Consider the following 26,173-nt stretch of genomic DNA (forward strand, 5'->3'; position numbering starts at 1 on the left):
CAAAGACAGATTGAGGGCCCCATGTCGTTGCAAGAGATCACCGCGCGTATCGCCAAAGCCGAAGCCAAAGCACAACGGCAGGCCGGTTCGGTCAAATTGATTGCCGTTTCCAAGGTGCAGCCCAACGAACGGGTTCAGGCCGTTCTTGAGCAGGGGCACAGGTGTTTTGGTGAGAATCGCGTACAGGAGGCGGCCAGCAAATGGCCCGCTTTCAAAGAGCAGTTCGATGCCGTCGATCTGCATCTCATCGGCCCGTTGCAGACCAACAAAGCCAGGCAGGCGATGGAACTGTGTGATGCGATCCATTCGGTCGATCGCCCCAAACTGGCCAAAACCCTGGCGCGGCTGGCGCAAGAGTTGGGATACTGCCCCGACTTGTTCATTCAGGTCAATACGGGTGAAGAAGCGCAGAAGGCCGGCGTTCTTCCCGCGGACGCGGACGGGTTCATCGCGGAATGCCAGTCTTTGGACCTTCCGGTGCGCGGGTTGATGTGCATCCCGCCGGTCGATGAAGAACCCACACTTCATTTCGCACTTTTGGCCAAGATCGCCGCACGCAACGGGCTTGAGGGCTTGTCGATGGGTATGAGCGGTGATTTCGAGCAGGCCATCGCCTTGGGCGCGACCCATGTCCGCGTCGGGTCGGCCATTTTCGGCGAGCGGGTCAAGCCTCTGGGATGATCAGGCGCGTTCCAGGAGAGATTCGCCCTGCAATCCAGTGCAAATGGTCCCGACGGAAGGCGATGCAACCTTCGGTCGGGTAGCCGGGCCTGCGCCACTGATGCAGAAAAATCGCCGATCCCTTGCCGGGAACGGCATTCGGCCAGTTCCAGTCGGTCAACAGGACCAGATCATAAAGCGGATCAGCCCGGCGCAGTTTCTCATGACTGAACGCATAAGGGGCAAGCACCAAGTGATTATAGTGGCTGTCTTCGACGTCATCAGACCACAAGTCCTGCGGCCCAATCGGGATCGCCCAGAAGTTGGGGGCGACCAGCCGGTCGGGCCGGTAGAGCATGCCGACGATTCGATGGCATCCGGTAGGTGTCGCCCCATCGCCCTCGTGTTTCGTGTTGCTCAATCCGCCTTTGCCAATCGAGCAGGGGAACGTCCTGCCACGAAAGCGAACACCACGCGGGGTGAGCACAAGATCGCCTGGAGTCACAACAGGTGCCCGGATTTCGCGGCTTTCGTGGCCAGGTATCCCCGGTTATGCGCGGTTTCACCCACTTTCAAAGGAACGCGCTCGGTCACGGCGATCCCTGTGCGTTCCATCATCGAGATCTTGGCAGGGTTGTTGGTCAGCAGGCGCACCGAGTTGAAACCCAGAGATTTCAGGATATCCGACCCGAGTCGGAAGTCGCGCTCATCATCCTCGAAACCCAGCCTGTGGTTTGCTTCTACCGTGTCAAAACCCTGATCTTGAAGAAAATAGGCACGCATCTTGTTGGCCAGCCCGATACCACGCCCTTCCTGGTTCAGATACAGAAGAACGCCAGCCCCTTCGGCCCCCATTTGCGCCAGTGCGCCCCGCAATTGCGGACCGCAGTCGCATTTCAGGCTGCCCATCAGATCGCCCGTGAAACAGGCGGAATGCAATCGGGCCAGCACTGGTTTGTCCCGATCCGGGCGGCCTATTTCGACTGCGTAATGTTCTTCTCCGCCATCTTCGGGGCGGAAAACATGCAGACGGCCGGCCTCGGATACTTCCATCGGAAGACGCGCGGCAACCACCTCGTGCAGGGCGCTGCGGTCCGCCAGATGCGGGGCGGCGCGCGTGTGGTCAATGCAGGTCAGGCCGTTCGATACCGCAAAGGCCCGGCCATCTTCGACCGGCACGACGACCGCGGCAGGAAGAATGCGCGCGGACTTGGCCAACGCAATCGCGATGCGGTGCAAATTGGCGTTACCGTGGCGCTCGGTCATCAACGGCCCTTTCATCGGCGCGTTCAGATCGTCAGAGGGATCAGCAACCGCCTGCACCCAAGTGATGTCTGCATCGGCGGGAATTGAAACGCGTGCAAGATCGCCGTCATAGGCCCGCGCCTTGAGTGTTTCGGCCCGCCGCCCGGTAATGGCCACCACCGGGTCTCCGAGCTTTTTCAGATCGGCCAGGCGCTGCGGGTTGAGCGTTTCCGCAGAGATCGCCACAACGCTAAAGCCGCTGTCATCGGTCAGAACCACTGGAACGCCCATGCGCAGATCGGCCCGGGCCCGGGCAAGAAGTTCGGTGATATCGGGAATGAGGCTCATCTATGTTACCCTATAACGCTCAGCCCTTCTCCTAGCTGTTTCCAAAGGAAATGTGAAACATTTCTGCCAACTCTGACACGATGGCGTGAAACCGTTGCAGCAAATCTTGTTGATTGCATATTCCGCGCGCAAGTGATGGAAAAGCGTTTGGAGGATCGGGAAATGGCTCAACTCAAAAAAATCCTGTTGGTGGACGATGACGAGGATCTGCGTGAGGCGCTCAGCGAGCAACTTGTCATGACCGAAGACTTTGACGTTTTCGAAGCGTCAGACGGCCACTCCGCTATGGAGCGCGCACGCGAAGCGATCTATGATCTGGTCATTCTTGATGTGGGTCTGCCGGATACCGACGGGCGGGAATTGTGCCGCCTGATGCGTAAACAGGGCGTGAAAAGCCCGATTCTGATGCTGACCGGTCATGACAGCGATGCCGATACGATCTTGGGCCTGGACGCCGGCGCGAACGATTATGTCTCCAAACCCTTCAAATTTCCGGTATTGCTGGCCCGTATCCGCGCTCAGCTGCGGCAGCACGAACAATCCGAGGACGCGGTATTTGTTCTTGGCCCCTATACGTTCAAGCCGGCGATGAAGATGCTGATCACGGAAGAAGACCGCAAGATCCGTCTGACCGAGAAGGAAACCAACATCCTCAAGTTCCTGTACCGATCAACCGATGGTGTCGTGGCGCGGGATGTGCTGTTGCACGAAGTGTGGGGATACAATGCCGGGGTCACGACCCACACGCTGGAAACCCACATCTATCGTCTGCGTCAGAAGATCGAGCCCGATCCGTCCAATGCGCGCCTTTTGGTCACAGAATCGGGTGGATATAGGCTCGTGTCTTAACTGGTTGTGGATTGATGTGGATCAAAGTGATACTCTGTACTCATAATTAGGTTACTCCCAACCCGTGCATGTCCGGGTTATGACATGTACCTCCCTGTTGGACTGCCGGGCCGAATGGCCCGGCTTTTTTTGCTGCTGAGGGGCGGCTTCCACACGAAGGCAGACAGCAGCACTGACCGATATTCGCCCAATGACGGAGGTGAGCTCTGCCGCGGTTCACCCTTCCGCCGGGGCAACGGCGCGCTGGTAAAGGTGCCACGTGGTGTGGCCAAGGATCGGAAGGGTAAAGATCAGGCCCAGAAACGCTGGAACCAGCGACAACAGTATGGTGACCGAGATGATCGCCGCCCAGCCGAGCATGACCGCCGGGCTTTCGGATACGACGCGCAAAGAGGTCAACATGGCAGAGATGAAGTTGGTTTCCCGGTCCAGCAGCAAGGGCATGGCGACGACGGTCACCGAAAACAGTACGGCTGACAGGAACGCGCCGACACAGGTGCCAATGGCAAGGAAGATCCAGCCCTGCGGCGTGAAGAAAACGGTGTTCAAAAACCCGTCGAAATCCGAGAAGGATGCGTTCTGAAGGGTGATCGCCAGCCAAAGCCGAACCTGGTAGATCCACACCCAGAAAATGAAAAGTGTGACAAAGGCCATCCAGCCCAATTCGCGTTTGCGTTGATTGGCCATGACGCTGAGGATTTCAGCCCAGCCAAAGCTTTCGCCTTTTTGCAAGCGGCGCGACATTTCATAAAGCCCGGCGGCGGCGAAAGGTGCGACCAGCGGAAAGCCGACAATGGCGGGAATGATCATCCAGATCTGGCCAAGCCAGATCAGGACCCAAACCAGCAGAATTCCGAATACTGCATAGAACAGACCGAAAAAGCCGCTCAGGACAGGGCGGGCCAAAAAGTCGGAAAACCCGGCTTTCAGCGACGCCCTGATGTCATCCGTCGTGATCTTGTTGACCTGCGGCATGTCCCGCTGCTGCGGCGTCAGGTTTTCCGGTGGCGTGGAACCTGCGGTCTCGGATGCCATGACACACTCCTCCCAAAGCATGGTGCCGGGCCGGTCTGTTCGCGAACAGACCCAGCGGTGAAACAGACATTCCTCATTCGCAGACAAGTCTGCATCAGGCGAGATATCAGGGCAAGGGAAAGCACGAATGTGACGCCCGCCTAACTGCCGGTCTGTGGTCCTGGCATCGGGGCTGCCTTTTCTCGTGGCAACTGGCGTTGTGCCACGTTAACCTGCGCCAATCGCGACAAAGGAATCCCCGACATGCCTTTCACCCTTGCCACATGGAACATCAATTCTGTTCGCCTGCGCGAGCCTATCGTGCTGAAATTGCTGCAAGAAGAAGCCCCTGATGTATTGTGCCTGCAAGAGTGCAAGTCACCGGTTGAGAAGATCCCGACCGAAGGGTTTTCCGAACTGGGCTACACCCACATGATCGCGCGGGGGCAGAAGGGGTATAACGGCGTCGCCATCCTGTCGCGCCTGCCGATGGAAGAGGTGGGCGACAAGGATTTCGCCGGTCTCGGACATGCCCGCCATATTGCCGGGCGGTTGGAAAATGGTGTCACGATCCACAATTTCTATGTCCCGGCGGGCGGCGACGTGCCGGACCGGGAGGTGAATGAGAAATTCGGCCAGAAGCTCGACTATCTCACTGATATGCGCGATTGGTTCCGTGCGGAAAAGCCGGCTAAATCCATCCTTGTCGGCGACCTGAACATCGCCCCGCGCGAGGATGATGTGTGGTCACACAAACAACTGCTGAAGATCGTCTCGCACACGCCCATCGAAGTCGAGCATCTGGCCGAGACACAGGAAGCAGGTGGCTGGGTCGATATCACCCGTCAGGATATCCCGGAAGGGCAGCTTTACAGCTGGTGGTCCTATCGCGCCCGGGACTGGGATGCGGCGGACAAGGGGCGCCGGCTGGACCATATCTGGGCCACTGCCGATATCTCGAACGCGGGCCATTCCAGCCGTATTCTGCGGGACGCCCGTGGATGGGAAAAACCCAGCGATCACGCTCCGGTCTTTGCCAGTTTCGACGTCTGATCCGCAACTCAGCCCTTGGTTTCCGGGACAAGCGACTGCATATAGGGCCAAGTTCGAACGAAAGAGTGATTGCCATGGACCTTCTGAACGGCGGAAACGCCCCAGCAACCGATCTGATCAAAGACGGGACCGAGGCCACTTTCATGGCCGATGTGGTGGAAACCTCGCAGGAAACACCTGTGATCGTCGATTTCTGGGCACCTTGGTGTGGCCCGTGCAAAACCCTTGGACCGATGCTGGAAGAGGCTGTGACAGCCGCGAAAGGCGCGGTGAAGATGGTCAAGATCAATGTGGATGAGGCGCAGACAATTGCTGCGCAAATGCGCATCCAGTCGATCCCGACCGTCTATGCCTTTTTCAAGGGCCAGCCTGTGGACGGGTTTCAAGGCGCGTTGCCGGGATCCGAGATCAAGGCCTTCGTGGACCGCGTGATCGAAGCCGCAGGGGGGGAAAGCCCCGGGGGCCAACTGGATGATGCTGTGCAGGCTGCCGAGGAAATGCTTGCCGAAGGCGCGGCTGCGGACGCGGCTCAGACCTTTGCCGCAATTCTGGGCGAAGATCCGAACCACGCCGCTGCATATGGTGGTCTGGTGCGGGCGCATATTGCCACCGGTGATCTGGAGCAGGCAGAAGCGATCCTGAACGGCGCTCCGGCCGAGATCTCCACATCGGCCGAGCTGGAGGCCGCACATGCGCAGCTGGAGCTTGCAAAGCAGGCAGCAGATGCCGGCCCCGTCGCCGAGCTGACGGCAGCGGTTGAGGCGGATCCGGACAACCATCAAGCCCGCTTTGATCTGGCGCAGGCGCTGCACGCGAACGGCAATGTGGAAGAAGCCGTGGCACAATTGCTGGAACTGTTCCGCCGGGATCGTGAATGGAATGAAGGCGCAGCCAAGACACAGCTTTTCACCATCTTCGATGCGCTCAAGCCCAATGACCCGATTGTTCTGAACGGACGTCGCAAACTCAGTTCGATGATATTTGCCTAATCTCTCATCAGAGCTAGAGTCGGGTACATGATGCATCCCGCCGACCTGCCGGAAACGGTATCTGTTTTTCCATTGCCCGGGGCGCTGCTGCTCCCGCGTTCGCGCTTGCCGCTTCACATATTCGAGCCGCGCTATCTTCAGATGCTGGACGACGCGCTGAAAACCAAGGAACGGTTGATCGCAATGGTTCAGCCGAATCCTTCGGTCAATGACGAAGACAAGCTGCACCGTATCGGATGCGCAGGGCGGGTGACGCAGTTTTCGGAAACCGAAGATGGCCGGTACCTGATCACGTTGACCGGTATATCCCGGTTCAGGGTCATGTCAGAGCTGGATTCGTTCACGCCCTACCGGAGGTGCGCGGTCTCGTGGGACGGGTTCGACCGTGATCTGGGAAAGGCCGAGAAAGACAACGAGTTTGACCGCAACGCGTTCCTGACATTGTTGGAGCGTTTCTTTTCATCCCGTCAATTGTCCACCGACTGGGATTCGCTTAAGGACGCAGAGGATGAACTTTTGGTGAATTCCCTGTCGATGCTTCTGGATTTCGACCCCGAGGACAAACAGGCCCTGCTGGAAGCCCCCTGCCTGCGCACCCGGCGCGAAACGTTGGTGACGCTGATTGAATTCGCCATGCGCGGCGGATCAAACGAGGAAAAACTGCAATGACCGACCCTGAACACGCCTTTGATCGCCACATGCTCGAGGCGATGATCTGCCCGCAGACACATACGACCCTGCACTATGACGCCGAAAAGCGAGAGCTTGTTTCAAAAGCGGCGGGTTTGGCTTTTCCCATCCGCAACGGCATTCCGGTCATGCTGGTCGACGAGGCCCGACAGCTGGATTAAATCGGGCGCCCTTGCAACAGCTTGGGCAGATCCCCGGTCAGCCCGGCCGCTTCGCGAACGAAACCGCGACGGAGGCCGGGCAAAGCGCCGACAACCCCCATGCCAATGTCACGTCCAAGCCGCAGCAGCGGGTTGTCGTTGGAAAACAGCTTGTTGAAGACATCCGTCGCCATCGCCAGCGAGGCCGTGTCGAAACGGCGCCATTCCTGATAGCGCTCCAGAACCATCAACGAGCCGATATCCTCGCCGCGCCGTCCCGCCAAAGTCAGGACCTCAGCCAGAGCGCCGACATCGCGGAGGCCAGCGTTCAGGCCCTGACCGGCAATGGGGTGCATTCCGTGCGCGGCATCTCCGACCAGCGCCATGCGATCGCTGATGAAGGAATTGGCTATGGTCAGGTTCAGCGGATAAGTGAAACGATCTCCCGCCAGACTGATTTTGCCAAGAAAATCGCCAAATCGCGGGCGCAGAACTTGCACGTAGTCATCCTCGGGCAGGGCGTTGATGTGCTGTGCGCTGTCGGTGCGTTCGCTCCAGACGATGGAACTGCGATTGCCAGTTAACGGCAGAATTGCCAGCGGACCGGGTGGCATGAAAAACTGATGCGCGATGCCATTATGTGGCAGCTCATGTTCGATGGCGCAGACCAATGCCGTCTGGCCGTAATCCCAACCGGTGCGTTTGATGCCGGCCCGTGACGCGGTTCCGCTGCGGCGACCGTCGCAGCCAACCAGCAGGCTGCCGCCCAGGGTTTTGCTGTCATCCAACGTCACGGTCACGTTGGCCGTGTCGGTCTGTTGCGAAACGACGGATTTGCCGCTTACCTGGGTGATGCGCGGCTCTTCGGCCATCGCGTCCAGAAAAGCACGGCGCAGGTGGCGATCCTCGACCATATACCCCATCGGGCCTTCTTCGATCTCGGCATGGTCGAAATGCATGAAAAACGGCGATGGCCCTGTCCCGGCATGGCCATCTGTGACCTTGATTTCCAGCATCGGTTGGGCGTGCTGCGCGACGCGGTCCCAAATACCGATGGCATCCAACAACCGCTGTGAGGCCAGAGCCAGCGCATAGGCGCGCCCGTCGAATGCCGCGTTCTTGCGTACCTTTTCGACCAGCGCATCGATCACCGTGACCGAATGACCGGTTTGTGCCAGTGCCAGCGCCAAAGCAGGGCCGTTCAACCCGCCGCCCACGATCAGAATGTCAGAAGCCTGTGTCATGCCCTGCAATATGCGCGCCCTTTCGGGATTGTCCATGTGCAGTCCTGTCGCTACCGTCACCCACAGCCGAAAAAACCAGGAGGGATGAGATGCAGGATTGGTTGACAATGACCGCGTGTGATTTGGGCCGTGGCATTGGCATGGGGCAGATCGATCCGGTCGAACTGACGGAAACCTACCTGTCCGCTATTGACGCTCATCCGCATCGGGACCGCATCTATGCCCGCGTCACCCACGACCGCGCCCGGGCCGAAGCGGAAGCCGCTCGGCAACGCGCGCAACTGGGCCTGCGCCGGTCGCTGCTGGATGGCGTCCCGATCAGTTGGAAAGACCTGTTCGACACCACCGGCACCGTGACCGAGGCGGGTTCGGCTTTGTTGAAGGATCGCGTGCCGGATGCGGATGCGCTGGTGCTGCGCAATGCGACTCAGATGGGCACCGTTTGCCTGGGTAAAACACATATGAGCGAGCTGGCCTTTTCCGGCCTCGGGTTGAATCCGATCACCGAAACCCCGCCCTGCATTCATGACGAGGCAGCAGTGCCCGGAGGGTCGTCTTCGGGGGCGGCGGCCTCGGTCGCGTGGGGGTTGGCGGCGTGTGGCATCGGCTCGGACACGGGTGGTTCGGTGCGTATCCCGGCGGCTTGGAATGATCTGGTGGGGCTGAAAACCACTGCGGGACGGCTCAGCCTGGAAGGTGTGGTGCCGCTGTGCCTGCGTTTCGACACGGTTGGACCTGTGGCGCGTTCGGTCGAGGACGCGGCGCATGTGCTGGCTCTGCTCGAGGGGGGAACACCTGCCGATCTGCGTGGTGCTTCGCTGAAAGGGCGCCGTTTTGCCGATTTGCAGAACATTGCCAAGGACGACCTGCGCGACACACCGCGCAAAGCATATGACGAAGCCGTGGCCAAACTTGCCGACGCGGGGGCCGAGATCGTGCCGTTGGAAGTGCCCGAGTTGAACGAGGCCATGACGTTGACCAGCATCGTATACACGACCGAGGCCTATGGGCTGTGGCGCGATGTCATCGAAGCCAATCCCGAGGCAATGTATCCCGAGATTCTCGAACGCTTCCGCATTGGCATGGGTTATTCGGGTCCCGACTATGTGGCGGCCTGGGCCAAACTCAAGGCATGCCGCAGCGCCTGGGACGCGGCAACCGCCGGGTTTGATGCGGTTCTGGCGCCGACAGCGCCGATTTTGCCGCCCAATCTGGAGCGCTTGCTCAGCGATCATGACTATTACGTAACCGAGAATCTTCTGGCCCTGCGGAACACGCGGATTGGCAATCTGATGGGGCTGGCGGCGCTGAGCCTGCCCACCGGAACGCCCGGCTGCGGGTTGATGATGCTGGGCTATCCCGGCTCGGAAGAGGCGTTGTTGCGGCTGGGTTCGGCAGCGGAAACGGTGCTGGCCTGAATGCCACAATCCCCTGATTCGGAACCTCTTTGTCTGGACGAAGAGGGACCCGGGCTGTAATCTGCCAAAAAAACGGGGCGCCAATGACCCCGATATTGAGGCAGTATTATGGATTTCCCCGAGCGGTTTTCGAACCTACCGGCTTATGCATTCCCGCGTCTGCGCGCCCTGTTGGATCACCACCAGCCGGGCGGTGATGTCGTTCACATGACCATTGGTGCGCCGACACATGATTTTCCGGCTTGGGTGACGGATGTCATCTTGGAAAACGCCGCCGGGTTCCAAGGGTATCCCCCGAACGAAGGGTCGGATGACCTGCGCACAGCGATCACGGATTGGATCAAACGGCGATATGGGGTTCAGATGGACCCTGATGCCAACGTGATGGCGCTGAACGGCACGCGCGAGGGGCTATACAACGCGGCCATGGCTTTGTGCCCGGAACAGAAGAACGGTCAGCAGCCGATCATCCTGTGCCCGAACCCGTTTTATCAGGTCTACATGGTCGCCTCGCTGTCGGTGGGCGCGCAGCCTTATTTTGTGCCCGCCACCGCCGCGACGGGCCATCTGCCGGACTATGCCGGCCTGCCTGCGGACGTGCTGAACCGCACCGCCGTGGCCTATATCTGTTCACCCGCCAATCCACAGGGGGCCGTTGCCTCGCGCGAGTATTGGGCCGACCTGATCCGTCTGGCCGAGCAGTACGATTTCCGTATTTTTGCGGATGAGTGTTATTCCGAGATTTACCGTGAAGAAGCCCCGACAGGTATTCTGACTGTCGCGCAGGAACTGGGCGCTGATCCTGAACGGATCACGCTGTTCAACTCACTTTCTAAACGTTCGAATCTGGCCGGTATGCGGTCGGGGTTTATCGCCGGTGGTCCAAAGACGATCAAACAGGTCAAGCAGCTGCGCACCTATGCCGGGTCGCCTCTGCCTCTGCCCTTGCAAGCCGCCGCAGCAAAGGTTTGGGCGGATGAGGAACACGTTCGCGAAAACCGCGCGCTGTATCAGGAAAAATACGCCATTGCGGATGAGGTATTCGCAGGCGTGCAGGGCTATATGGCGCCAGAGGCCGGTTTCTTTCTGTGGCTGCCGGTCGAGAATGGTGAAGACACCGCATTGAAAGTCTGGAAGGAAACCGGTGTCCGGGTCCTGCCGGGCGCATATCTTTCACAAGGCGATCCGGGAAAGAACCCGGGCGAAGGATTTATCCGGGCTGCATTGGTGGCCCCAAAAACAGAGTTGCAGCGTGGTCTGATCACACTCCGCGACTGCATCTATTCGTGAGGTACGAGGGCAAAATGGCATCATATAACGCGCGCAACCGCGATCCATTGCTGGACAGCACAACGCAGGCAGCCCTGGAGCGACGCAGCAAGGAGTTGATTGGCATCGCCCTGATCCTGCTGGGTTTGGCAGCGGCCGCGATGATCTGGTCCTACACGCCCGATGATCCCAACTGGATGGTGTCCACCGACGCGCCGGTGCAGAACTGGATGGGGCGGATTGGGGCCTCGATCGCCGCACCCTTGTTCATGATCGTCGGCTGGGGAAGCTGGGGCATCGCAATGGTTCTGATTGGTTGGGGTTTTCGGTTTGCGGGCCATTTCGGGGAAGATCGCGCCATTGCGCGTCTGATTTTTGCCCCGATCTGGATCGCCGTCGTCTCGGTGTATGCCGCGACCCTCGTTCCTGATGCAGGCTGGCGCGCGACCCACAGCTATGGTCTGGGCGGTTTGTTCGGCGATACGGTCATGGGCGCATTGCTGACGCTGTTGCCGATTTCGTCGCATTTTCTGGTGAAGCTGATGTCGCTGGCCATGGCGGTCGGGATGATTGCGCTGGGTATTTTTGTGCTGGGTTTCACCAAAATCGATGTCAAGCGGGGTTTCCGCGCCTTCTTGCTGGGTCTGGTGATGGCATATGACATGCTGATGACCCTGATGGGCCGTGGTGCAGCCTCGGCTGCGCAGGCAGCACGAGATCGCCGCGCGCAATGGGAAGAGCGCAAACTTGCGCGAACCGCAGAGGCCGAAGCCGTGTTCGAGGATGATCTGGCTTATGCCGATCCAATCTTTGAAGAACCCGAACTGGAAAGTCCCGAACCTCCGGTCAAGTCCGGTCTGTTGGCGCGCATGCCGTCACTTATCCGGCGCCCCGATCCCATGCCCGAGCCAGAGCTGGTCGATCCGGAACCAATCGCGGGTTTCGACGAAATGCCGGGCGAGGATCGCATCCGTTCGAAAATCTCGGCTGCTGTGCGCAATCGCAAAGTGGCCACAGGTGAGTTGACGCCCGAACCCGACCCGAACCTTCCGCTGACCAAAGGCCGTGGCCGCCGCCCGGGGCCGCTGATCCTGAACACAAGCCAGCCCGATGGCTTGCCGGCGGAACCGCCGGTGACAGCAGCAGGACTGCCGCCCGAGCCACCCGTAACAGCGGGTGATAAGCCAGAGTGGCAAGAATCCACGCCGGTTGAAAACGCGCCCGCGCCTATGCAGACCCCCTATGCGCCCAAGCCGGATGTGGAGGACGAGGTATTCGAGGATGTCGAAGAAGCTGTTTTGCAACCGCGCCCGGCGATGAAAATCCCGGTAGCCGAACCGCGCAAGCCCGTGGTCGCGCAACCGGTACGCCGTACACCGCAACCGTCTCGCCGCGCACAGGCCGAGGCACAGCCTGCACTATCCTTTGAAGAGCGGCACTCGGATTTCGAACTGCCACCTCTGGGCCTTTTGTCGAATCCGGCCAGCATTCAGCGCCACCATCTGAGCGATGAAGCCTTGGAAGAAAACGCGCGGATGCTGGAAAATGTGCTGGATGATTATGGCGTGAAGGGTGAGATCGTCAGCGTTCGCCCGGGCCCGGTCGTCACCATGTACGAACTGGAACCCGCTCCGGGGCTGAAGGCAAGCCGCGTGATCGGCCTGGCCGATGACATCGCACGTTCGATGTCGGCCCTGTCGGCGCGGGTTTCGACCCTACCGGGCCGTTCGGTTATCGGTATCGAACTACCGAACGAAAATCGCGAAATGGTGGTTCTGCGCGAAATCCTGGCCAGCCGTGATTTCGGCGATGGCAACCAGGCACTGCCGTTGGCCTTGGGCAAGGATATCGGCGGCGAGTCCGTCGTGGCGAACCTGGCGAAGATGCCGCACTTGCTGATTGCGGGAACCACGGGTTCGGGTAAATCAGTGGCGATCAACACGATGATCCTGTCACTGCTGTACAAGCTGACACCGGATGAATGCCGCCTGATCATGATCGACCCGAAAATGTTGGAACTGTCGGTCTACGACGGTATCCCGCATCTGCTGTCGCCTGTTGTGACCGACCCGAAAAAGGCGGTGGTCGCCCTGAAATGGGTCGTGGGCGAGATGGAAGATCGCTATCGCAAGATGTCCAAAATGGGCGTCCGCAACATCGCAGGCTATAACGGCCGGGTGAAGGATGCGTTGGCCAAAGGCGAGATGTTCAGCCGCACGGTGCAAACCGGGTTTGACGATGAAACCGGTGAACCAACGTTCGAGACTGAAGAATTCGCGCCCGAAGCGATGCCCTATATCGTTGTCATCGTCGATGAGATGGCCGACCTGATGATGGTGGCGGGAAAGGAAATCGAAGCCTGCATCCAGCGTCTGGCACAGATGGCGCGGGCCTCGGGCATTCACCTGATCATGGCCACACAGCGCCCCTCGGTCGACGTGATCACCGGTACGATCAAGGCGAACTTCCCAACGCGGATTTCCTTCCAGGTGACGTCGAAAGTCGACAGCCGCACCATTCTGGGTGAAATGGGGGCCGAACAGCTGCTGGGGCAGGGCGACATGCTTTACATGGCTGGCGGTGCCAAGATTACCCGCTGCCACGGGCCCTTTGTCTCGGATGAAGAGGTCGAGGAAGTTGTCAACCACCTGAAACAGTTTGGTCCGCCGGACTACATTGGCGGTGTTGTCGACGGTCCGGCCGAAGAAAAGGCTGACAATATCGATGCCGTTTTGGGACTGAACACAGGCGGCAATACGAACGGAGAGGACGCGTTGTACGATCAGGCGGTGGCAATCGTGATCAAGGATCGCAAATGCTCGACCTCGTATATTCAGCGAAAACTTGCCATTGGCTACAACAAAGCTGCACGGCTTGTTGAGCAAATGGAAGACGAAGGTGTTGTTTCGTCAGCAAATCATGTCGGGAAACGCGAAATCCTCGTCCCCGAGCAATAGGATATTTAATTACAAGGGCAGAAGACCTATCTGTACGGCATGAAACAGATTGCTTTTGCCCTTGCTTTGACACTGGCCGCACCCGCCGCATGGGCGGCGGAGAAGCTGCCGCTCTCGCAGATTTCCAATTACCTGAACGGGTTGAAGACGGTTCAGACGACATTCACCCAGGTGAATGACGATGGCTCGCTGAGCACCGGCAAGCTGTGGATGCAGCGCCCCGGCAAGATGCGGTTTGAATATGACCCACCCAACAGTGCCGTGGTGCTGGCAAGATCCGGAAGTGTTCAGATCTTTGATCCGAAATCGAACCAGCCGCCCGAGCAATACCCGCTTAAGCGCACACCACTGTCCATCGTGCTGGCGCGAAACGTGAACCTGAGCCAGGCAAATATGGTTGTAGGTCACAGCTTTGACGGCACGGCCACCGTCGTCACCGCGCAGGATCCCAAGAACCCCGAAGCGGGTCGGATCGAACTGATGTTCACGGACAATCCGGTCGAGCTGCGCAAGTGGGTGATTCACGACAATGCGGGCAGCCAGACGACGGTATTGCTGGGCGCCCTGAATGAAGGCGGTCGCCTTGATCAGAAGCTGTTCTCGGACAAAAAGAGAAGCGGGTCAGGCAATCGCTGACCCGCTTGTACGTATCAATACCGGCAGTTCGCCAACTGTGCCTGATATAGTTGTGCGCGTGCGTCCACGTCATTGGCAACGTTCAACAACCAGGATTTGCTGTTGTAGCTGCCACGGGCGTAGCCTGTATGGCCTTCGTGATAGGCCAGGTACTGATTGCGCGTATCTGCCGGGTGGATACCGTTACGCTCGTAGCTTTTGTTCATGTACCAGCCGATAAAATCCGAGGCGTCGCGGATGCGATCGCGCTTGGCCCGACGTTTTCCTGTTTCGCGCTGATATTGTTCCCACGTGCCGTCCAGTGCCTGACCATAGCCGTAAGCGCTGCTTTGACGGCCCATTGGGATGACGCCCAATACATATCTATGCGGAGTGCGCGCATCATGCCTGTACCGGCTTTCCTGATAGATGGTCGCCATCTGAACGTGAACCGGAACGCCCCATTTGCGCTCGGTGTTCTTGAAGGCTTTGATATAGTCGGGTTTTTCACGCGCAATACTGCACGCATCGTTTAATCTGCTGGGCGGCTGTTTAGAGCCGCCCCCACAGGATGCCAGAAGCAGCACCCCCAGGAGTACGAAAAGAATTCTGCTCATGTGCCTCGTGCCTTTTTTTGTGTATTCTAGCGCAGATTGAGCGCTTAGGAAATCACAATCGCTATAAAATGATAGCCAGAATAGCCGGTAACGCCGCAACGGAAAGCACGGTGGACACCATGACCATGCCGGCGACGGCGTCGGAATCGGCCCCAAACCGTTCGGCCAACAGGTAAGAGGTTACGGCAACCGGCGTACAGATTTGAAGAACCAGAACGCCAAATGCGATCGTATCCAGATCAAACCATCGTCCGATTCCCCATCCCAGCGCAAAGCACACCGCCAGTTTCAGCGCTGACAGCCACAGCGCCCGCCCCAGGCTGTGCGAAGTCAGGCGGGCGATTGCCACACCCAACGTGACCAACATCAGCGGGACAGCCATTTGCCCCAAAAGCTCCAGCGTGTTGGTCAGAAATGTCGGCGTCTGCCATCCTTGCCACAAAAACACTGCGCCAAGGATCGTCGCCCAGGCCATTGGTTGGCGCGCAACCTGTCCCCACGCCCCTTTCCCGGCGACCAGATAAATCCCGTAAGTGAAAGAAAACAATGCGGTAACTGACAGAAAGACAACAGCATATCCCAGACCAATCTGACCAAAGGCAAAGATGCACAGCGGCAGGCCCAGATTTCCGGTATTGCCGAAGATCAAAGGCGACAGGTATGTTCGCGGGTCCAGTCTCAGCCCTCGAACGATCAGCCAGAACAACACCGCCAGCAGCAGATTTGCGACCAGTGTCGCCATTGTGAAGCGTGACAGATCATTGCCCGGGATCTCGGTTTGCATCAGGGCAACAAAGATCAGACTGGGCATTGCCAGCATCGTTGCAAAGCGGGTGACGAATTGCAGGCGGTATTCGAAACCCAGCTTAACCCATGTAAAACCAACAGCCGCCAATAGAAAAACCGGCGCCACGATTTCGAACACTGTCAGTATAAGGTTCACAGACTGTTTCCCTGATTTTCACATCAATGATTGGCTTTTCCGCCCGGAAACGGGTAAAAAAAGCGTTGGGGGCTGATACAATGCTAAAGACACGTGCAAAATACGGCTTGGGCCAGGTGGTTCGTCACAAGAAACACCCTTTTCGAGGGGTGATTTTTGACGTGGATCCCGAGTTTTCGAATACCGAAGAATGGTATCAGGCCATTCCGGAAGACAGCCGCCCAAGGAAAGAGCAACCGTTCTACCATCTGCTGGCCGAGAACGACCAATCCTTCTATGTTGCTTATGTTTCAGAACAAAATCTGGTTGCAGACTATTCAGGCGAACCGGTCGAGCACCCGGATATTCCCAATATGTTCGGACCGTTCGAAGATGGTGCATACCCCCTGCATTTCCACCTGAACTAAGTGCGCCGAACCGGCGGGCGTAGGTCTGCCGCAGATCAGTATCCAAGGGCGCAGCCATCCTTGCGTGGGTCGCTGGCACCCTCCAAAACACCGTCTTTTCGGATTCGGATCGCTTGCGCTCCGCCAAGTGGTGTTTCCGGCATCTCAATATTATGGCCGATATCGGACAATTGTTTCGCGATCTCGTCGCTGTAGCCACGCTCCAGTTTCAGAACCGATCCGTCAAAGAAGGCGCGTGGCGCATCGATGCTTTCCTGCAACCCAAGCCCGAAATCGACAAGATTTGACACGAAGCGCGCGTGTCCGGTTGGCTGATAGGCGCCGCCCATGACACCAAATGGCATCGTGACCCGACCGTTCTGCGCCAACATTCCCGGAATGATCGTGTGCATCGGGCGTTTGCCGCCGCCCAGTTCGTTGGGGTGGCCGGGCTGCAATGTGAATCCTGCCCCGCGGTTTTGCAGCAATATGCCGTATTTTCCCGACGCGATACCGGATCCAAAGCTGTGAAAGATCGAATAGATCAACGAAACAGCCATTTGGTCGCGGTCGACGACGGTGATGTAAACCGTGTCCTTGTGAACCGCTTCGGTCAGAGGCGCCGCAGCAGGCATCGCCTTTTGGGGATCGATCAAAGCAGCCAGTCTGGCAGCGATATCCGGATCCAGAAAGCGCTCTACTCTTGCCATGTGGTCGGGATCCGCGATGAACCGGTTTCGAGCGTCATAGGCCAGTTTGGTGGCCTCGGCTTCGATATGAATACGCTCCGCTCCGAATGGATCCATCGAGGCCATGTCAAAATGCTTGAGGATATTCAGTAGCAAAATCGCGGTTGCGCCCTGACCGTTCGGCGGATGTTCCACCAGATCCACACCTTTGTAGGCCCCATGTATCGGCTGCGTTTCAGTACATCTTGTGTGATGAAAGTCCTCAGCGGAATGGACACCACCCCTTTCCGAAAGCGCGGTGATCATATCATCGGCGATTTCACCTGAATAGAACGCGTCGCGCCCGTGGGCCGCGATCTGGCGCAATACCTTCGCCTGTCCCGGCGCACGGAAAACCTGCCCGATCGACGGGGCTTGCCCGTCAATCAGATAGTGGTCGCGGGCGGCGCCCTGAAGTGTTGCGGCACCTGATTTCCAATCGAAAGCGACCCGAGGAGCCACCGGAACACCCGCTTCAGCATAATGAATCGCCGGCTTCAAAATCGCGCCCAACCCCAGGCGACCCTCGGTCTGGGCCAGGTGGCAAAAGGCATCGACGGCTCCGGGAATGGTCACGGCATCCGGCACGCCCAAAGGTACGGATGACAGGCCCTGATCGCGCAACATCTGGGACTGCGCGGCAGCCGGTGCGCGGCCCGATCCGTTGAGCGCGCGTATCCTGCTTTCGCCGGCACGATTGAACAGAACGAAGCAATCGCCGCCCAATCCGGTCATCTGTGGTTCGCAAATCCCCAAAAGAACAGCCCCGGCAATCGCGGCATCCATCGCGTTGCCGCCCTGGCCCAAGATATCGATGGCCACTTTGGCCGCCAGCGGATGCGACGTCGCGCACATGCCTTGCGTGGCAAAAACTTCGGATCGGCCCGGATTATGCAGATCACGCATGGCGAATTCTCTCTCGTTAGAACAAGAGAAAGCTATTCACTGATCAGCGATTGTCCAGCGATTTCAGGATGGGAAGTTCCTCGGCGCCATTCACTGGGTGGGGGCTGTGATTTGTGGCGCCGAGGGAAGCTATCTGAGCTACGAGTCACTGTATGGTGGTTGTTTGCGGCGCGACAATGTTTCGAAAATGACCTTATTGTGACCAATTGTGGTCGATCACCCGTTGGGTTCAAAATCAAACCGCAGGGACAGACGATTGCATCCACCGCGCCGCTCGTACCGGATATCACTGGTGAGGCGATGGATCAGGAACCAGCCGAACCCACCTTCGGGGAGGTCCTGTAGATCCGTTCCCATCGGAGCAGGGGTGCCATCCGGAAGTCGGTATCCAGGCAGCGGGCGCCCCGTATCCGAGATCAAGATGTCCAGAAGATCCCTGTCCAGCCGGCAGGTGACCTGAACCTTGGCCGCGGCGATGCCATTGTAAGCGTGTTCCACGACGTTGTTGATGGCTTCAGCCAAAGCAATCTTCACATCGCCGGCTTTATGCGGGGGCAATCCCCGTTCCGCCAGACCGACGCTAAGCTTTGCAATGCCCTCGCTGGCCTCTGATTCCGTCGCAGGGAAGGTCAATTCCAGGCAGGTCTTGTTTTCAATCGGCTCCACGCCATCTATCCCCTGCTGCCGTCAGGCGTCTGTCTCTGACAACGCGTCATCCAGAGTTTCAAAAAGTCTGAAAACCGTATCCATGCGTGTCAGGCGAAAGACTTTTTCGACCACTGGCTGCAACCCGGCCAGATCAAGCCTCCGGTCTTTTCCCAGCTGTTTCATTGAAGCAACGATTGCACCCAGACCGCTGGAGTCAATGAACTCGACATCGGACAGATCCAGCACAACGCGATGAGCGCTGTCCTCGGTATTGGTGCGCATGTCTTCCTTGAACTGAATGGCCATTGCAGCATCGATCCGGTCGGCATGAACGGTGATGATCTGAGTTTCGCCGGTTGTCTTGCTGGTCAGCCCCATGATCCTGCCGCCTTCCAAACTGAAATTGAGTCGTAGAAATACGCTAGACGGCAATTCTTACCATTCGGTATTCAAGAGCCCGAAAGCAGGAGGAAAACCCGGATGAGAGACGTTGTTATAGCAGGGGCCGCCCGTACACCGATGGGCGGGTTTCAGGGCATGTTTGACGGTGTTGCTGCGGCTGACCTCGGGGGCGAAGCAATCCGCGCGGCTTTGCAGCAGGCAGGGGTGCAGACGGTCGACGAAGTGCTGATGGGCTGCGTTTTGCCGGCGGGGCAGGGCCAGGCCCCTGCGCGGCAGGCCGGATTCGCGGCGGGATTGGGCGAAGAGGTACCCGCCACGACGCTGAACAAAATGTGTGGTTCCGGGATGAAGGCCGCTATGATGTCCTTCGACCAAATTGCATTGGGTCATGCAGATACGATGGTTGCGGGCGGCATGGAAAGCATGACCAACGCGCCCTATCTTCTTCCCAAGATGCGCGGCGGTGCCCGCATTGGCCACGGTCAGGTGGTTGATCACATGTTCCTCGACGGCCTTGAAGATGCCTATGACAAAGGCCGTCTAATGGGGACTTTCGCCGAAGACTGTGCCGAGGCGTATCAGTTCACCCGTGAAGCACAGGATGAATACGCGCTGCAATCTTTGTCCAACGCGCTGTCTGCGCAGGAAAATGGCGCATTCGATCAGGAAATCACACCCGTTACCGTCCGGACGCGCAAAGGTGAAATTCTGCTGGAGACAGATGAGCAGCCAAAATCCGCCCGCCCCGAGAAGATCCCGACGCTGAAGCCTGCGTTCCGCAAGGACGGTACGGTGACGGCCGCCAACTCGTCTTCGATTTCGGACGGCGCGGCGGCGCTGGTTCTTGCGTCGGCAGAAACCGCCGAAGCGCGGGGCATGACGGTTCGGGCCCGGATTTTGGGGCATGCGAGTCATGCTCAGGCCCCCGGCCTTTTCACGACGGCTCCGGTTCCGGCGGCGCAGAAGCTCTTGTCACGCATTGGCTGGAGCAAGGATGACGTCGACCTGTGGGAAGTGAACGAGGCCTTCGCGGTTGTGCCGATGGCTTTCATGCACGAAATGGGCTTGCCACGAGACAAGGTGAATGTGAATGGCGGCGCCTGCGCCCTAGGCCATCCCATCGGTGCCTCGGGTGCCCGCATCATCGTTACGTTGTTGAATGCGCTGGAAAAACGTAACCTCAAACGGGGCGTCGCGGCGATCTGCATTGGCGGGGGGGAAGGCACGGCCATTGCCATCGAACGCGTTTGACCCTTCATCTTTTTCCAAATACTCCGGGGGTTCGGGGGCCGTGCCCCCAACCATCCGAAGGGGTTGCAATCAATGACTGCCGATTATGAAACGCTTGCCAAAACCATCGCGGCCCTGACCGAAGGCGAAACGGACCAGGTTGCTCTTATGGCGACTGTCGCCTGCGAGGTTCACCATTCCGACGATCGTTTCGACTGGACCGGGTTTTATCGTGTCACCGAACCGGGCGTTCTGAAGATCGGCCCTTATCAGGGTGGGCATGGTTGTTTGGTCATCCCGTTCGAACGGGGCGTCTGCGGTGCCGCAGCAAGAACGGGCGAAACGCAACTGGTGCCGGATGTCGATGCGTTTCCGGGTCACATCGCCTGCGCCAGCTCAACCCGGTCCGAACTGGTTCTGCCCGTGCGGGATTCGTCGGGACAAGTCATCGCCGTTTTTGACATTGACAGCGACCAGCCGGATGCTTTCACGCAACAGGATGCGCAAAATCTGGAAGGCATTTTGACCGCAGTGTTTGCCGGGCACTGACCGCTGCGGTCGTTGCGGATGTGCATCAACCCAAGGGATTCCCGGGCGAATGAAGGGCGCGGCTGACTTCATCTTGCAGGCTTCGAAGCGATCTCCTATCAGAATCCATAGCGAAGTTTCGTTTTGGGGTGTTTCTCAGGGATGCAAGAGTCTGACATCAATCCGACGGTCGCAGATGAAGCGCCTCGAAAAGGGATCAGACGCGCCCATATGGCGACATTCCCGGATCGCATCGGCGTATTGCCCCATTCGGTGGCAAGCATCGCGCATCAGGTCGACAGAGTTTTCATCTGCCTGAACGAATATCAGGAAGTTCCCGATTTTCTGGGTGAGTTCGACAACGTCACCGCCGTGATCCCCGACCGGGATTACAAGGATGTCGGCAAGTTCATCTTCCAACCGGATCCGGCAGATACCGTTTTTCTGGTCGACGATGATATCGAATATGCGGACAACTATGTCCGTCAGACCATACGCCGGGCGCGGGGCGTCGGACTGGAAAAGCGTGTCTTCGGCTATCATGCCACGACGTTCACAAACCCGACGCCCAAGTCGATACGGCAGCGCACGTTGTTGCGTATGAACCAACGGCTGACCTACTCGACCAGGGTGCACCAGCTGGGAACCGGAACCGTCATGGTGTCCGGGTCGCTGTTCCCGACACTGGAATACATGGAAGGCAGCGAGAAGTTCGTCGATGTGCGTTTTGCCCGTTACTGTTTCGAAAATGGTATCGAAATGTGGACGCTGCCCAGAAATCGCCGCCGCTTTCCCAGCTTGCTTGCCGGGCTTGAGCCGGAAAAGCGCGAAACGATCGCCGACAGTTTCACCCGTCGTTGGCCTCAACATGTGTTGGATGAAGTGAAGGTTTTTGCCGGTCTTCAATTCTAAGGCCGGGCGGGCTTTGCACGATCCAGGCTTTTCCAGATCTGTTTCTGTCGCGAAGGGTTTCGCATGTCGCCGCAGCACGACGGGGCAACGATATGTGCTGTCTTTTTGAAATGAAGCCATTGTACGGCAAACACTGAAATCCGGCTGCTGCGCCCCTGCGGTTTTTCTGGTGTTTCAGGGGCCTGTGCGCCTTCTGCTCCTCAATTCTGTCTTTCGCACACGATGATGATCGACACCCCATTTTAACCGGGCGTGAAAAAACGCTTGGAAATTTCACCGGCTTGCTTCATCGTGAAAAACGAAGGAAGAATTTCACAAGATTCGGAGCGGCCTGTGAACAGCCAAGCCCCCCAAAGCGCGACCCTTGGTGCTGACCTGAGGGCCTTGCGCAAGGCCCGAGGGTTGACCCTGACCGAGATCGCAACTCGGCTGGATCGCTCTGTCGGTTGGTTGAGCCAGGTCGAGCGCGATTTGTCCGAGCCTTCAATCTCGGACCTGCGCCAGATTGCCGAATGCCTCGGCGTGCCAATGTCGATGCTGTTTGCGCATTCAGCCGCCCCTGCGAACGAATTGGGCTACGTTGTGCGCGCCGGGTCGCGTCGCCCGATGGGGTCGGGCGAAGAAGGGCTGATCGAAGAGTTGCTGTCGCCGGATCTGACTGATGATTTCGAAATGGTGCATTCCACTTTCGAGCCAAATTCACGGATGCAGACACCGGCCAACCGCCCGACTCAGGAAGTGGGCTATATGATTTCAGGTCGATTGAATCTGACGATCGGGTCGCGTGAATTCCTGGTGGGGCCGGGCGACAGTTTTCGGATCAAACATGAACCTTATCAATGGGCCAACCCCTATGAAGAGCCTGCAGTGGCCATCTGGGTCATTGCTCCGCCGGTGTACTGATGTCATTCGAGGCGTGGTCCATTTTCGCGCTGTTCTGGGTGGTATTCGTCACCACACCGGGGCCTAACGCGGTCAACTGCATCTCGAACGGGATGAGCCTGCCGTTTCCAAAGGCCATGATGGGTGTATTGGCCATACTGACGCAGGCTAGCATGTTTTTGATCCTATCCGCGCTGGGCGTCACAGCCCTGATTGCGGCTTCTCCGACCGGGTTTTTCGTGGCCAAGTTGGTCGGTGCGGGCTTTCTGATCTGGTTGGGCCTGCGGGGATGGATGAATGCCGGCAAGCCCGCTCCGGTCTCGGAACGCCCGGCCCGGCACGTTTATCTGCACGCGCTGGCAGTGGCCACGATCAACCCAAAAAGCGTCGCGGGCTATCTGGCCGCGTTTTCGCAATTCGTGCAGCCGGACGTGCCGATCTGGCAGCAGATGGTCGTGATTATGCCAACCGCACTATTAATCACAACGCTCAGCTATACCGGTTTTACCGTTTTGGGCGCTTTGATGGGCAAGGCGGCACTAGGCGCAGTATTCAACATCTGGGTGCGCCGGGTGATGGCGGCCTGTTTCATAATCTACGGCGTGTTGTTGGGAACCAGCACCGCGCCTGCGGCAAGGGGGTAATCTTATGTACAGAGGGTCCTGCCTTTGCGGTTCAGTTGCTTTCACCATCGACGGAGACCTTTCTCCGCCTTCAGCCTGCCATTGCGGGCAGTGTCGAAAGCAATCCGGCCACGTCTGGGCCTCGACCACGACCCATCAGGACAACCTGAGTTTCTCGGCCCGCGACACGCTGAAGTGGTTCCGTGCATCAGACATCGCACGGCGCGGTTTTTGCAGCAAATGCGGTTCATTCCTCTTCTGGCAACATACCGAAGAGGACACGATTTCGATTGCCATGGGCGCGTTCGATGCGCCCACGGGCCAAAAGCTCTCGAGGCACATCTTTGTGGCTGACAAGGGCGACTATTACGACATCACGGACGATCTGCCCCAACGGGCACAGTAACAGGGACCAAAACTCATGAGTGATTTTCCGACAAAAGCACGCGTGGTCATTATCGGTGGCGGTGTGGTGGGGGCTTCCTCGCTGTATCATCTGGCCAAGAAAGGCTGGACCGACTGCGTTCTGCTGGAAAAGAACGAACTGACCGCAGGCTCGACCTGGCACGCGGCCGGTAACGTTCCGACCTTCTCGACCTCGTGGGCGATCATGAACATGCAGCGCTATTCGACCGAGCTGTATTCGCGTCTGGGCGAAGAGGTCGACTATCCGATGAACTACCATGTTTCGGGGTCGATCCGTCTGGCGCACAGCAAGGAACGGATGCAGGAGTTCCAGCGGGCCATGTCGATGGGCCGCTATCAGGGAATTCCGATGGAGATGTGGACGCCGGAGCAGGCCAAGGAACGCTACCCTTTCCTGGAAACTCATGATCTTGAGGGTGTTCTGTATGACCCGACCGACGGTGACATCGACCCGGCACAACTGACGCAGGCGCTGGCCAAGGGCGCGCGTGACATGGGCCAGAAGATCATCCGCTTCTGTCCGGCAACTGGCGTCACCCAGCATGGCGACGGCACCTGGACCGTTCATACCGAAAAGGGCGATATAGGCTGCGACTATGTCGTCAACGCCGCGGGCTACTATGCCCAGCGTGTGGGTGAATGGTTCAAGCCCTATGGTGGCCGCACCGTGCCCGCGATGGTCATGAGCCACCAGTACCTGCTGACTGAGGAAATCCCCGAAATCGAGGCCTGGTCGAAGGAAAACGGCGGCAAGCTGCCGCTGCTGCGCGACGTGGATGTCTCCTACTACCTGCGGCAGGAGAAGAACGGCTTCAACCTCGGCCCCTACGAGCCCAACTGCAAGGGGCACTGGATGACCGAGGACGACCAGATGCCCGAAGATTTCTCGTTCCAGCTGTGGAACGACGATCTGGACCGGATCGAGGACATTGTCGCCGATGCGATGGAGCGGGTGCCGCTGATGGCGACCTCGGGCGTGGGGCGCGTGATCAACGGGCCGATCCCCTATGCGCCCGATGGCCTGCCGCTGATCGGCCCGATGCCCGGCGTCAAGAACGCGTTTGAGGCGCATACCTTCACCTTCGGCATCGCCCAAGGCGGCGGCGCGGGCAAGGTACTGGCCGAATGGATCGTGGATGGCGCCACCGAATGGGATATGTGGGCCGTCGATCCGCGCCGCTATACCGACTACACCGATCAGGACTACTGCAATCAAAAGGGTATGGAGGTCTATGGCAACGAATACGCCATGCACTTCCCCTATCACGAATGGCCCGCCGCACGCGACAAGAAGCTGTCGCCGGTACATGCCAAGGTCAAGGAACTGGGTGGCGTTATGGGGGCCTATAATGGCTGGGAGCGCGCCAACTGGTTTGCGCAGCCGGGGGACGATACCTCCGAGGAAAGCACCCACACCTGGGGCCGCTCGGGCCCGTGGGAGCAACGGATCAAGGAAGAATGCGAAGCTGTGCGCGACCATTGCGGCGTGCTCGACCTGCCGGGCTTCTCGCGCTTCGTCGTCAAAGGCGAAGGCGCGGCCGAGACGCTGCGCGGGCTGGTCACCGGCGGCCTGCCCAAAGTGGGGCGGATCAACCTGGTCTACATCGCTGACGACCGCGGCCGCATCCTGACCGAGATGTCCTGCATGCGCCTGGGCGAGGATGAGTTCGTGATGATCACCGCCGCCACCGCGCAATGGCACGACCGCGACATCCTGATGAACACGATGCCCGCGGGCGTCACCGTCGAGGACGTGACCACCACCCGCGACACCCTGATCGTGACAGGACCCAAATCGCGCGAGATCCTGTCGGGTCTGACCGATGCCGACCTTTCGTTGGGCTGGCTGACCCATCAGGCCGCCACCGTGGCCGGGCAACCCGCCCACCTGATCCGCGTGTCCTTTGCTGGCGAACTGGGCTGGGAGGTGCACGCGCTGAACGAGCACATGCCCGCGATCTATGACGCGATCCTTGCCGCCGGGGCCAAGCCGTTCGGCATGTATGCACTGAACAGCCTGCGCATCGAAAAGGGCTATCGCGCATGGAAGGGTGATCTGAGCACCGACTACTCGCTGCTGGAAGCGGGTTTGGAGCGGTTTGTCAAACTGGACAAGCCACAGGACTTCCCCGGAAAGGCTGCAATCCTGAACGAAAAGCAGCAGGGTGTGAAAAAGTCGTTCGTCACCCTGACTGTCGACGCAGGTGATTGCGATGCGCCTTACATGTCGTGCATCTGGCAGGGCGATCAGATCGTGGGCGAGACCACTTCCGGCGCATGGGGTTACCGCGTCGGCAAATCCATCGCGCTGGGCATGATCAAGTCAGAACTTGCAAACCCCGGTACCGAGCTCGAGGTTGAAATCTACGGCCAGAAGTGCCGCGCCGTGGTACAGGAGGATCAGCCGCTGTGGGATCCCGCAAACGAGCGGCTGCGCGCCTGACAAACAGG

27 protein-coding genes are annotated in these 26,173 nt (G+C 58.7%); 18 read left to right on the plus strand and 9 right to left on the minus strand.

Annotated features, from left to right (window positions below):
* The first annotated feature begins 21 nt into the window (after positions 1-21).
* Complete coding sequence (locus GS605_RS18405; RefSeq protein WP_170345592.1) at positions 22-681, plus strand: YggS family pyridoxal phosphate-dependent enzyme; 660 nt, start codon at positions 22-24, stop codon at positions 679-681.
* On the opposite strand, the gene GS605_RS18410 is transcribed toward GS605_RS18405, so the two are convergent.
* Both GS605_RS18410 and ribA read right to left on the minus strand, forming a co-directional pair.
* A complete protein-coding gene (locus tag GS605_RS18410) occupies positions 665-1,165 on the minus strand; it encodes a L,D-transpeptidase family protein (RefSeq protein WP_171724915.1) in 501 nt (166 codons plus the stop codon). The two genes, GS605_RS18405 and GS605_RS18410, sit on opposite strands and share 17 nt — an antisense overlap.
* Positions 1,162-2,253 carry a GTP cyclohydrolase II gene (gene ribA / locus GS605_RS18415; protein WP_171724916.1) on the minus strand — a complete coding sequence of 364 codons (1,092 nt, stop codon included), beginning with the start codon at positions 2,251-2,253 and terminating at the stop codon, positions 1,162-1,164. The genes GS605_RS18410 and ribA overlap by 4 nt, the downstream gene beginning before the upstream one ends.
* A gap of 162 nt (positions 2,254-2,415) precedes the next feature.
* Here ribA and GS605_RS18420 point away from each other — a divergent pair, with 162 nt between their 5' ends.
* Positions 2,416-3,102, plus strand: a complete 687-nt coding sequence (locus GS605_RS18420; RefSeq protein WP_171724917.1) for a response regulator transcription factor — start codon at positions 2,416-2,418, stop codon at positions 3,100-3,102.
* A gap of 216 nt (positions 3,103-3,318) precedes the next feature.
* Here GS605_RS18420 and GS605_RS18425 read toward each other — a convergent pair whose 3' ends face one another.
* Positions 3,319-4,137, minus strand: a complete 819-nt coding sequence (locus GS605_RS18425) for a DUF2189 domain-containing protein (RefSeq protein ID WP_171637758.1) — start codon at positions 4,135-4,137, stop codon at positions 3,319-3,321.
* 243 nt (positions 4,138-4,380) lie between these two features.
* On the opposite strand from GS605_RS18425, the gene GS605_RS18430 reads away from it, so the two are divergent.
* From GS605_RS18430 to GS605_RS18445, 4 genes are all read left to right on the plus strand, one after another.
* Positions 4,381-5,169 (plus strand): exodeoxyribonuclease III, encoded by a 789-nt coding sequence (locus GS605_RS18430; RefSeq protein ID WP_171724918.1) that lies wholly within the window; start codon positions 4,381-4,383, stop codon positions 5,167-5,169.
* 74 nt (positions 5,170-5,243) lie between these two features.
* Positions 5,244-6,158 carry a thioredoxin gene (gene trxA / locus GS605_RS18435; protein ID WP_152459258.1) on the plus strand — a complete coding sequence of 305 codons (915 nt, stop codon included), beginning with the start codon at positions 5,244-5,246 and terminating at the stop codon, positions 6,156-6,158.
* A gap of 27 nt (positions 6,159-6,185) precedes the next feature.
* Positions 6,186-6,827 carry an LON peptidase substrate-binding domain-containing protein gene (locus GS605_RS18440; protein WP_171637751.1) on the plus strand — a complete coding sequence of 214 codons (642 nt, stop codon included), beginning with the start codon at positions 6,186-6,188 and terminating at the stop codon, positions 6,825-6,827.
* Complete coding sequence (locus GS605_RS18445) at positions 6,824-7,009, plus strand: Trm112 family protein (protein WP_171119907.1); 186 nt, start codon at positions 6,824-6,826, stop codon at positions 7,007-7,009. Before GS605_RS18440 ends, GS605_RS18445 begins: the two co-directional genes overlap by 4 nt.
* Here GS605_RS18445 and GS605_RS18450 read toward each other — a convergent pair.
* Positions 7,006-8,268, minus strand: coding sequence for an FAD-dependent monooxygenase (locus GS605_RS18450; RefSeq protein ID WP_253283348.1), 1,263 nt, complete (start codon positions 8,266-8,268; stop codon positions 7,006-7,008). The genes GS605_RS18445 and GS605_RS18450 overlap by 4 nt on opposite strands.
* Positions 8,269-8,321: 53 nt before the next feature.
* Here GS605_RS18450 and GS605_RS18455 point away from each other — a divergent pair, with 53 nt between their 5' ends.
* The 4 genes from GS605_RS18455 (at position 8,322) to GS605_RS18470 (ending at position 14,512) form a co-directional block, all read left to right on the plus strand.
* On the plus strand, positions 8,322-9,650 hold the full coding sequence (locus GS605_RS18455; protein WP_171724919.1) for an amidase: 1,329 nt from the start codon (positions 8,322-8,324) through the stop codon (positions 9,648-9,650).
* A gap of 108 nt (positions 9,651-9,758) precedes the next feature.
* The gene (locus tag GS605_RS18460; protein WP_171724920.1) at positions 9,759-10,940 is read left to right on the plus strand and encodes an aminotransferase class I/II-fold pyridoxal phosphate-dependent enzyme; all 1,182 of its coding nucleotides are present in this window, start codon (positions 9,759-9,761) and stop codon (positions 10,938-10,940) included.
* 14 nt (positions 10,941-10,954) lie between these two features.
* The gene (locus GS605_RS18465; RefSeq protein WP_171724921.1) at positions 10,955-13,876 is read left to right on the plus strand and encodes a DNA translocase FtsK; all 2,922 of its coding nucleotides are present in this window, start codon (positions 10,955-10,957) and stop codon (positions 13,874-13,876) included.
* A gap of 39 nt (positions 13,877-13,915) precedes the next feature.
* A complete protein-coding gene (locus GS605_RS18470) occupies positions 13,916-14,512 on the plus strand; it encodes an outer membrane lipoprotein carrier protein LolA (RefSeq protein WP_170345603.1) in 597 nt (198 codons plus the stop codon).
* A 14-nt stretch (positions 14,513-14,526) separates the two neighbouring features.
* Here the strand turns inward: GS605_RS18470 and GS605_RS18475 are convergent, their stop codons facing one another.
* Complete coding sequence (locus GS605_RS18475) at positions 14,527-15,108, minus strand: lytic transglycosylase (RefSeq protein WP_152459251.1); 582 nt, start codon at positions 15,106-15,108, stop codon at positions 14,527-14,529.
* Positions 15,109-15,169: 61 nt separating this feature from the next.
* A complete protein-coding gene (locus tag GS605_RS18480; RefSeq protein ID WP_171724922.1) occupies positions 15,170-16,051 on the minus strand; it encodes an AEC family transporter in 882 nt (293 codons plus the stop codon).
* 80 nt (positions 16,052-16,131) lie between these two features.
* On the opposite strand from GS605_RS18480, the gene hspQ reads away from it, so the two are divergent.
* Positions 16,132-16,458, plus strand: coding sequence for a heat shock protein HspQ (hspQ, locus tag GS605_RS18485; RefSeq protein WP_050604943.1), 327 nt, complete (start codon positions 16,132-16,134; stop codon positions 16,456-16,458).
* Between the two features lie 35 nt (positions 16,459-16,493).
* Here the strand turns inward: hspQ and ggt are convergent, their stop codons facing one another.
* The 3 genes from ggt to GS605_RS18500 form a co-directional block, all read right to left on the minus strand.
* Entirely contained in the window at positions 16,494-18,071 is a 1,578-nt protein-coding gene (gene ggt / locus GS605_RS18490; protein ID WP_171724923.1) for a gamma-glutamyltransferase, read from the minus strand.
* Between the two features lie 216 nt (positions 18,072-18,287).
* Positions 18,288-18,737, minus strand: a complete 450-nt coding sequence (locus GS605_RS18495; protein ID WP_171637737.1) for an ATP-binding protein — start codon at positions 18,735-18,737, stop codon at positions 18,288-18,290.
* A gap of 21 nt (positions 18,738-18,758) precedes the next feature.
* Positions 18,759-19,097 (minus strand): STAS domain-containing protein, encoded by a 339-nt coding sequence (locus GS605_RS18500; RefSeq protein WP_171637735.1) that lies wholly within the window; start codon positions 19,095-19,097, stop codon positions 18,759-18,761.
* A gap of 102 nt (positions 19,098-19,199) precedes the next feature.
* Here GS605_RS18500 and GS605_RS18505 point away from each other — a divergent pair, with 102 nt between their 5' ends.
* The 7 genes from GS605_RS18505 (at position 19,200) to GS605_RS18535 (ending at position 26,165) form a co-directional block, all read left to right on the plus strand.
* On the plus strand, positions 19,200-20,372 hold the full coding sequence (locus tag GS605_RS18505; RefSeq protein ID WP_171724924.1) for an acetyl-CoA C-acyltransferase: 1,173 nt from the start codon (positions 19,200-19,202) through the stop codon (positions 20,370-20,372).
* Between the two features lie 72 nt (positions 20,373-20,444).
* Positions 20,445-20,900: a GAF domain-containing protein gene (locus tag GS605_RS18510; RefSeq protein ID WP_171724925.1), complete on the plus strand. Its 456-nt coding sequence runs from the start codon at positions 20,445-20,447 to the stop codon at positions 20,898-20,900.
* A 141-nt stretch (positions 20,901-21,041) separates the two neighbouring features.
* Positions 21,042-21,791: a hypothetical protein gene (locus GS605_RS18515; RefSeq protein WP_171637729.1), complete on the plus strand. Its 750-nt coding sequence runs from the start codon at positions 21,042-21,044 to the stop codon at positions 21,789-21,791.
* Between the two features lie 333 nt (positions 21,792-22,124).
* Positions 22,125-22,694: an XRE family transcriptional regulator gene (locus GS605_RS18520; RefSeq protein ID WP_171331727.1), complete on the plus strand. Its 570-nt coding sequence runs from the start codon at positions 22,125-22,127 to the stop codon at positions 22,692-22,694.
* Complete coding sequence (locus tag GS605_RS18525) at positions 22,694-23,317, plus strand: LysE family translocator (RefSeq protein ID WP_171724926.1); 624 nt, start codon at positions 22,694-22,696, stop codon at positions 23,315-23,317. Before GS605_RS18520 ends, GS605_RS18525 begins: the two co-directional genes overlap by 1 nt.
* Before the next feature lie 4 nt (positions 23,318-23,321).
* Positions 23,322-23,702 (plus strand): GFA family protein, encoded by a 381-nt coding sequence (locus tag GS605_RS18530; protein WP_171724927.1) that lies wholly within the window; start codon positions 23,322-23,324, stop codon positions 23,700-23,702.
* A gap of 15 nt (positions 23,703-23,717) precedes the next feature.
* Positions 23,718-26,165 (plus strand): FAD-dependent oxidoreductase, encoded by a 2,448-nt coding sequence (locus GS605_RS18535; RefSeq protein WP_171724928.1) that lies wholly within the window; start codon positions 23,718-23,720, stop codon positions 26,163-26,165.
* Positions 26,166-26,173: the final 8 nt, after the last annotated feature.

It is taken from the genome of Ruegeria sp. HKCCD7559 (assembly GCF_013110575.1).
Lineage (GTDB): Bacteria > Pseudomonadota > Alphaproteobacteria > Rhodobacterales > Rhodobacteraceae > Ruegeria.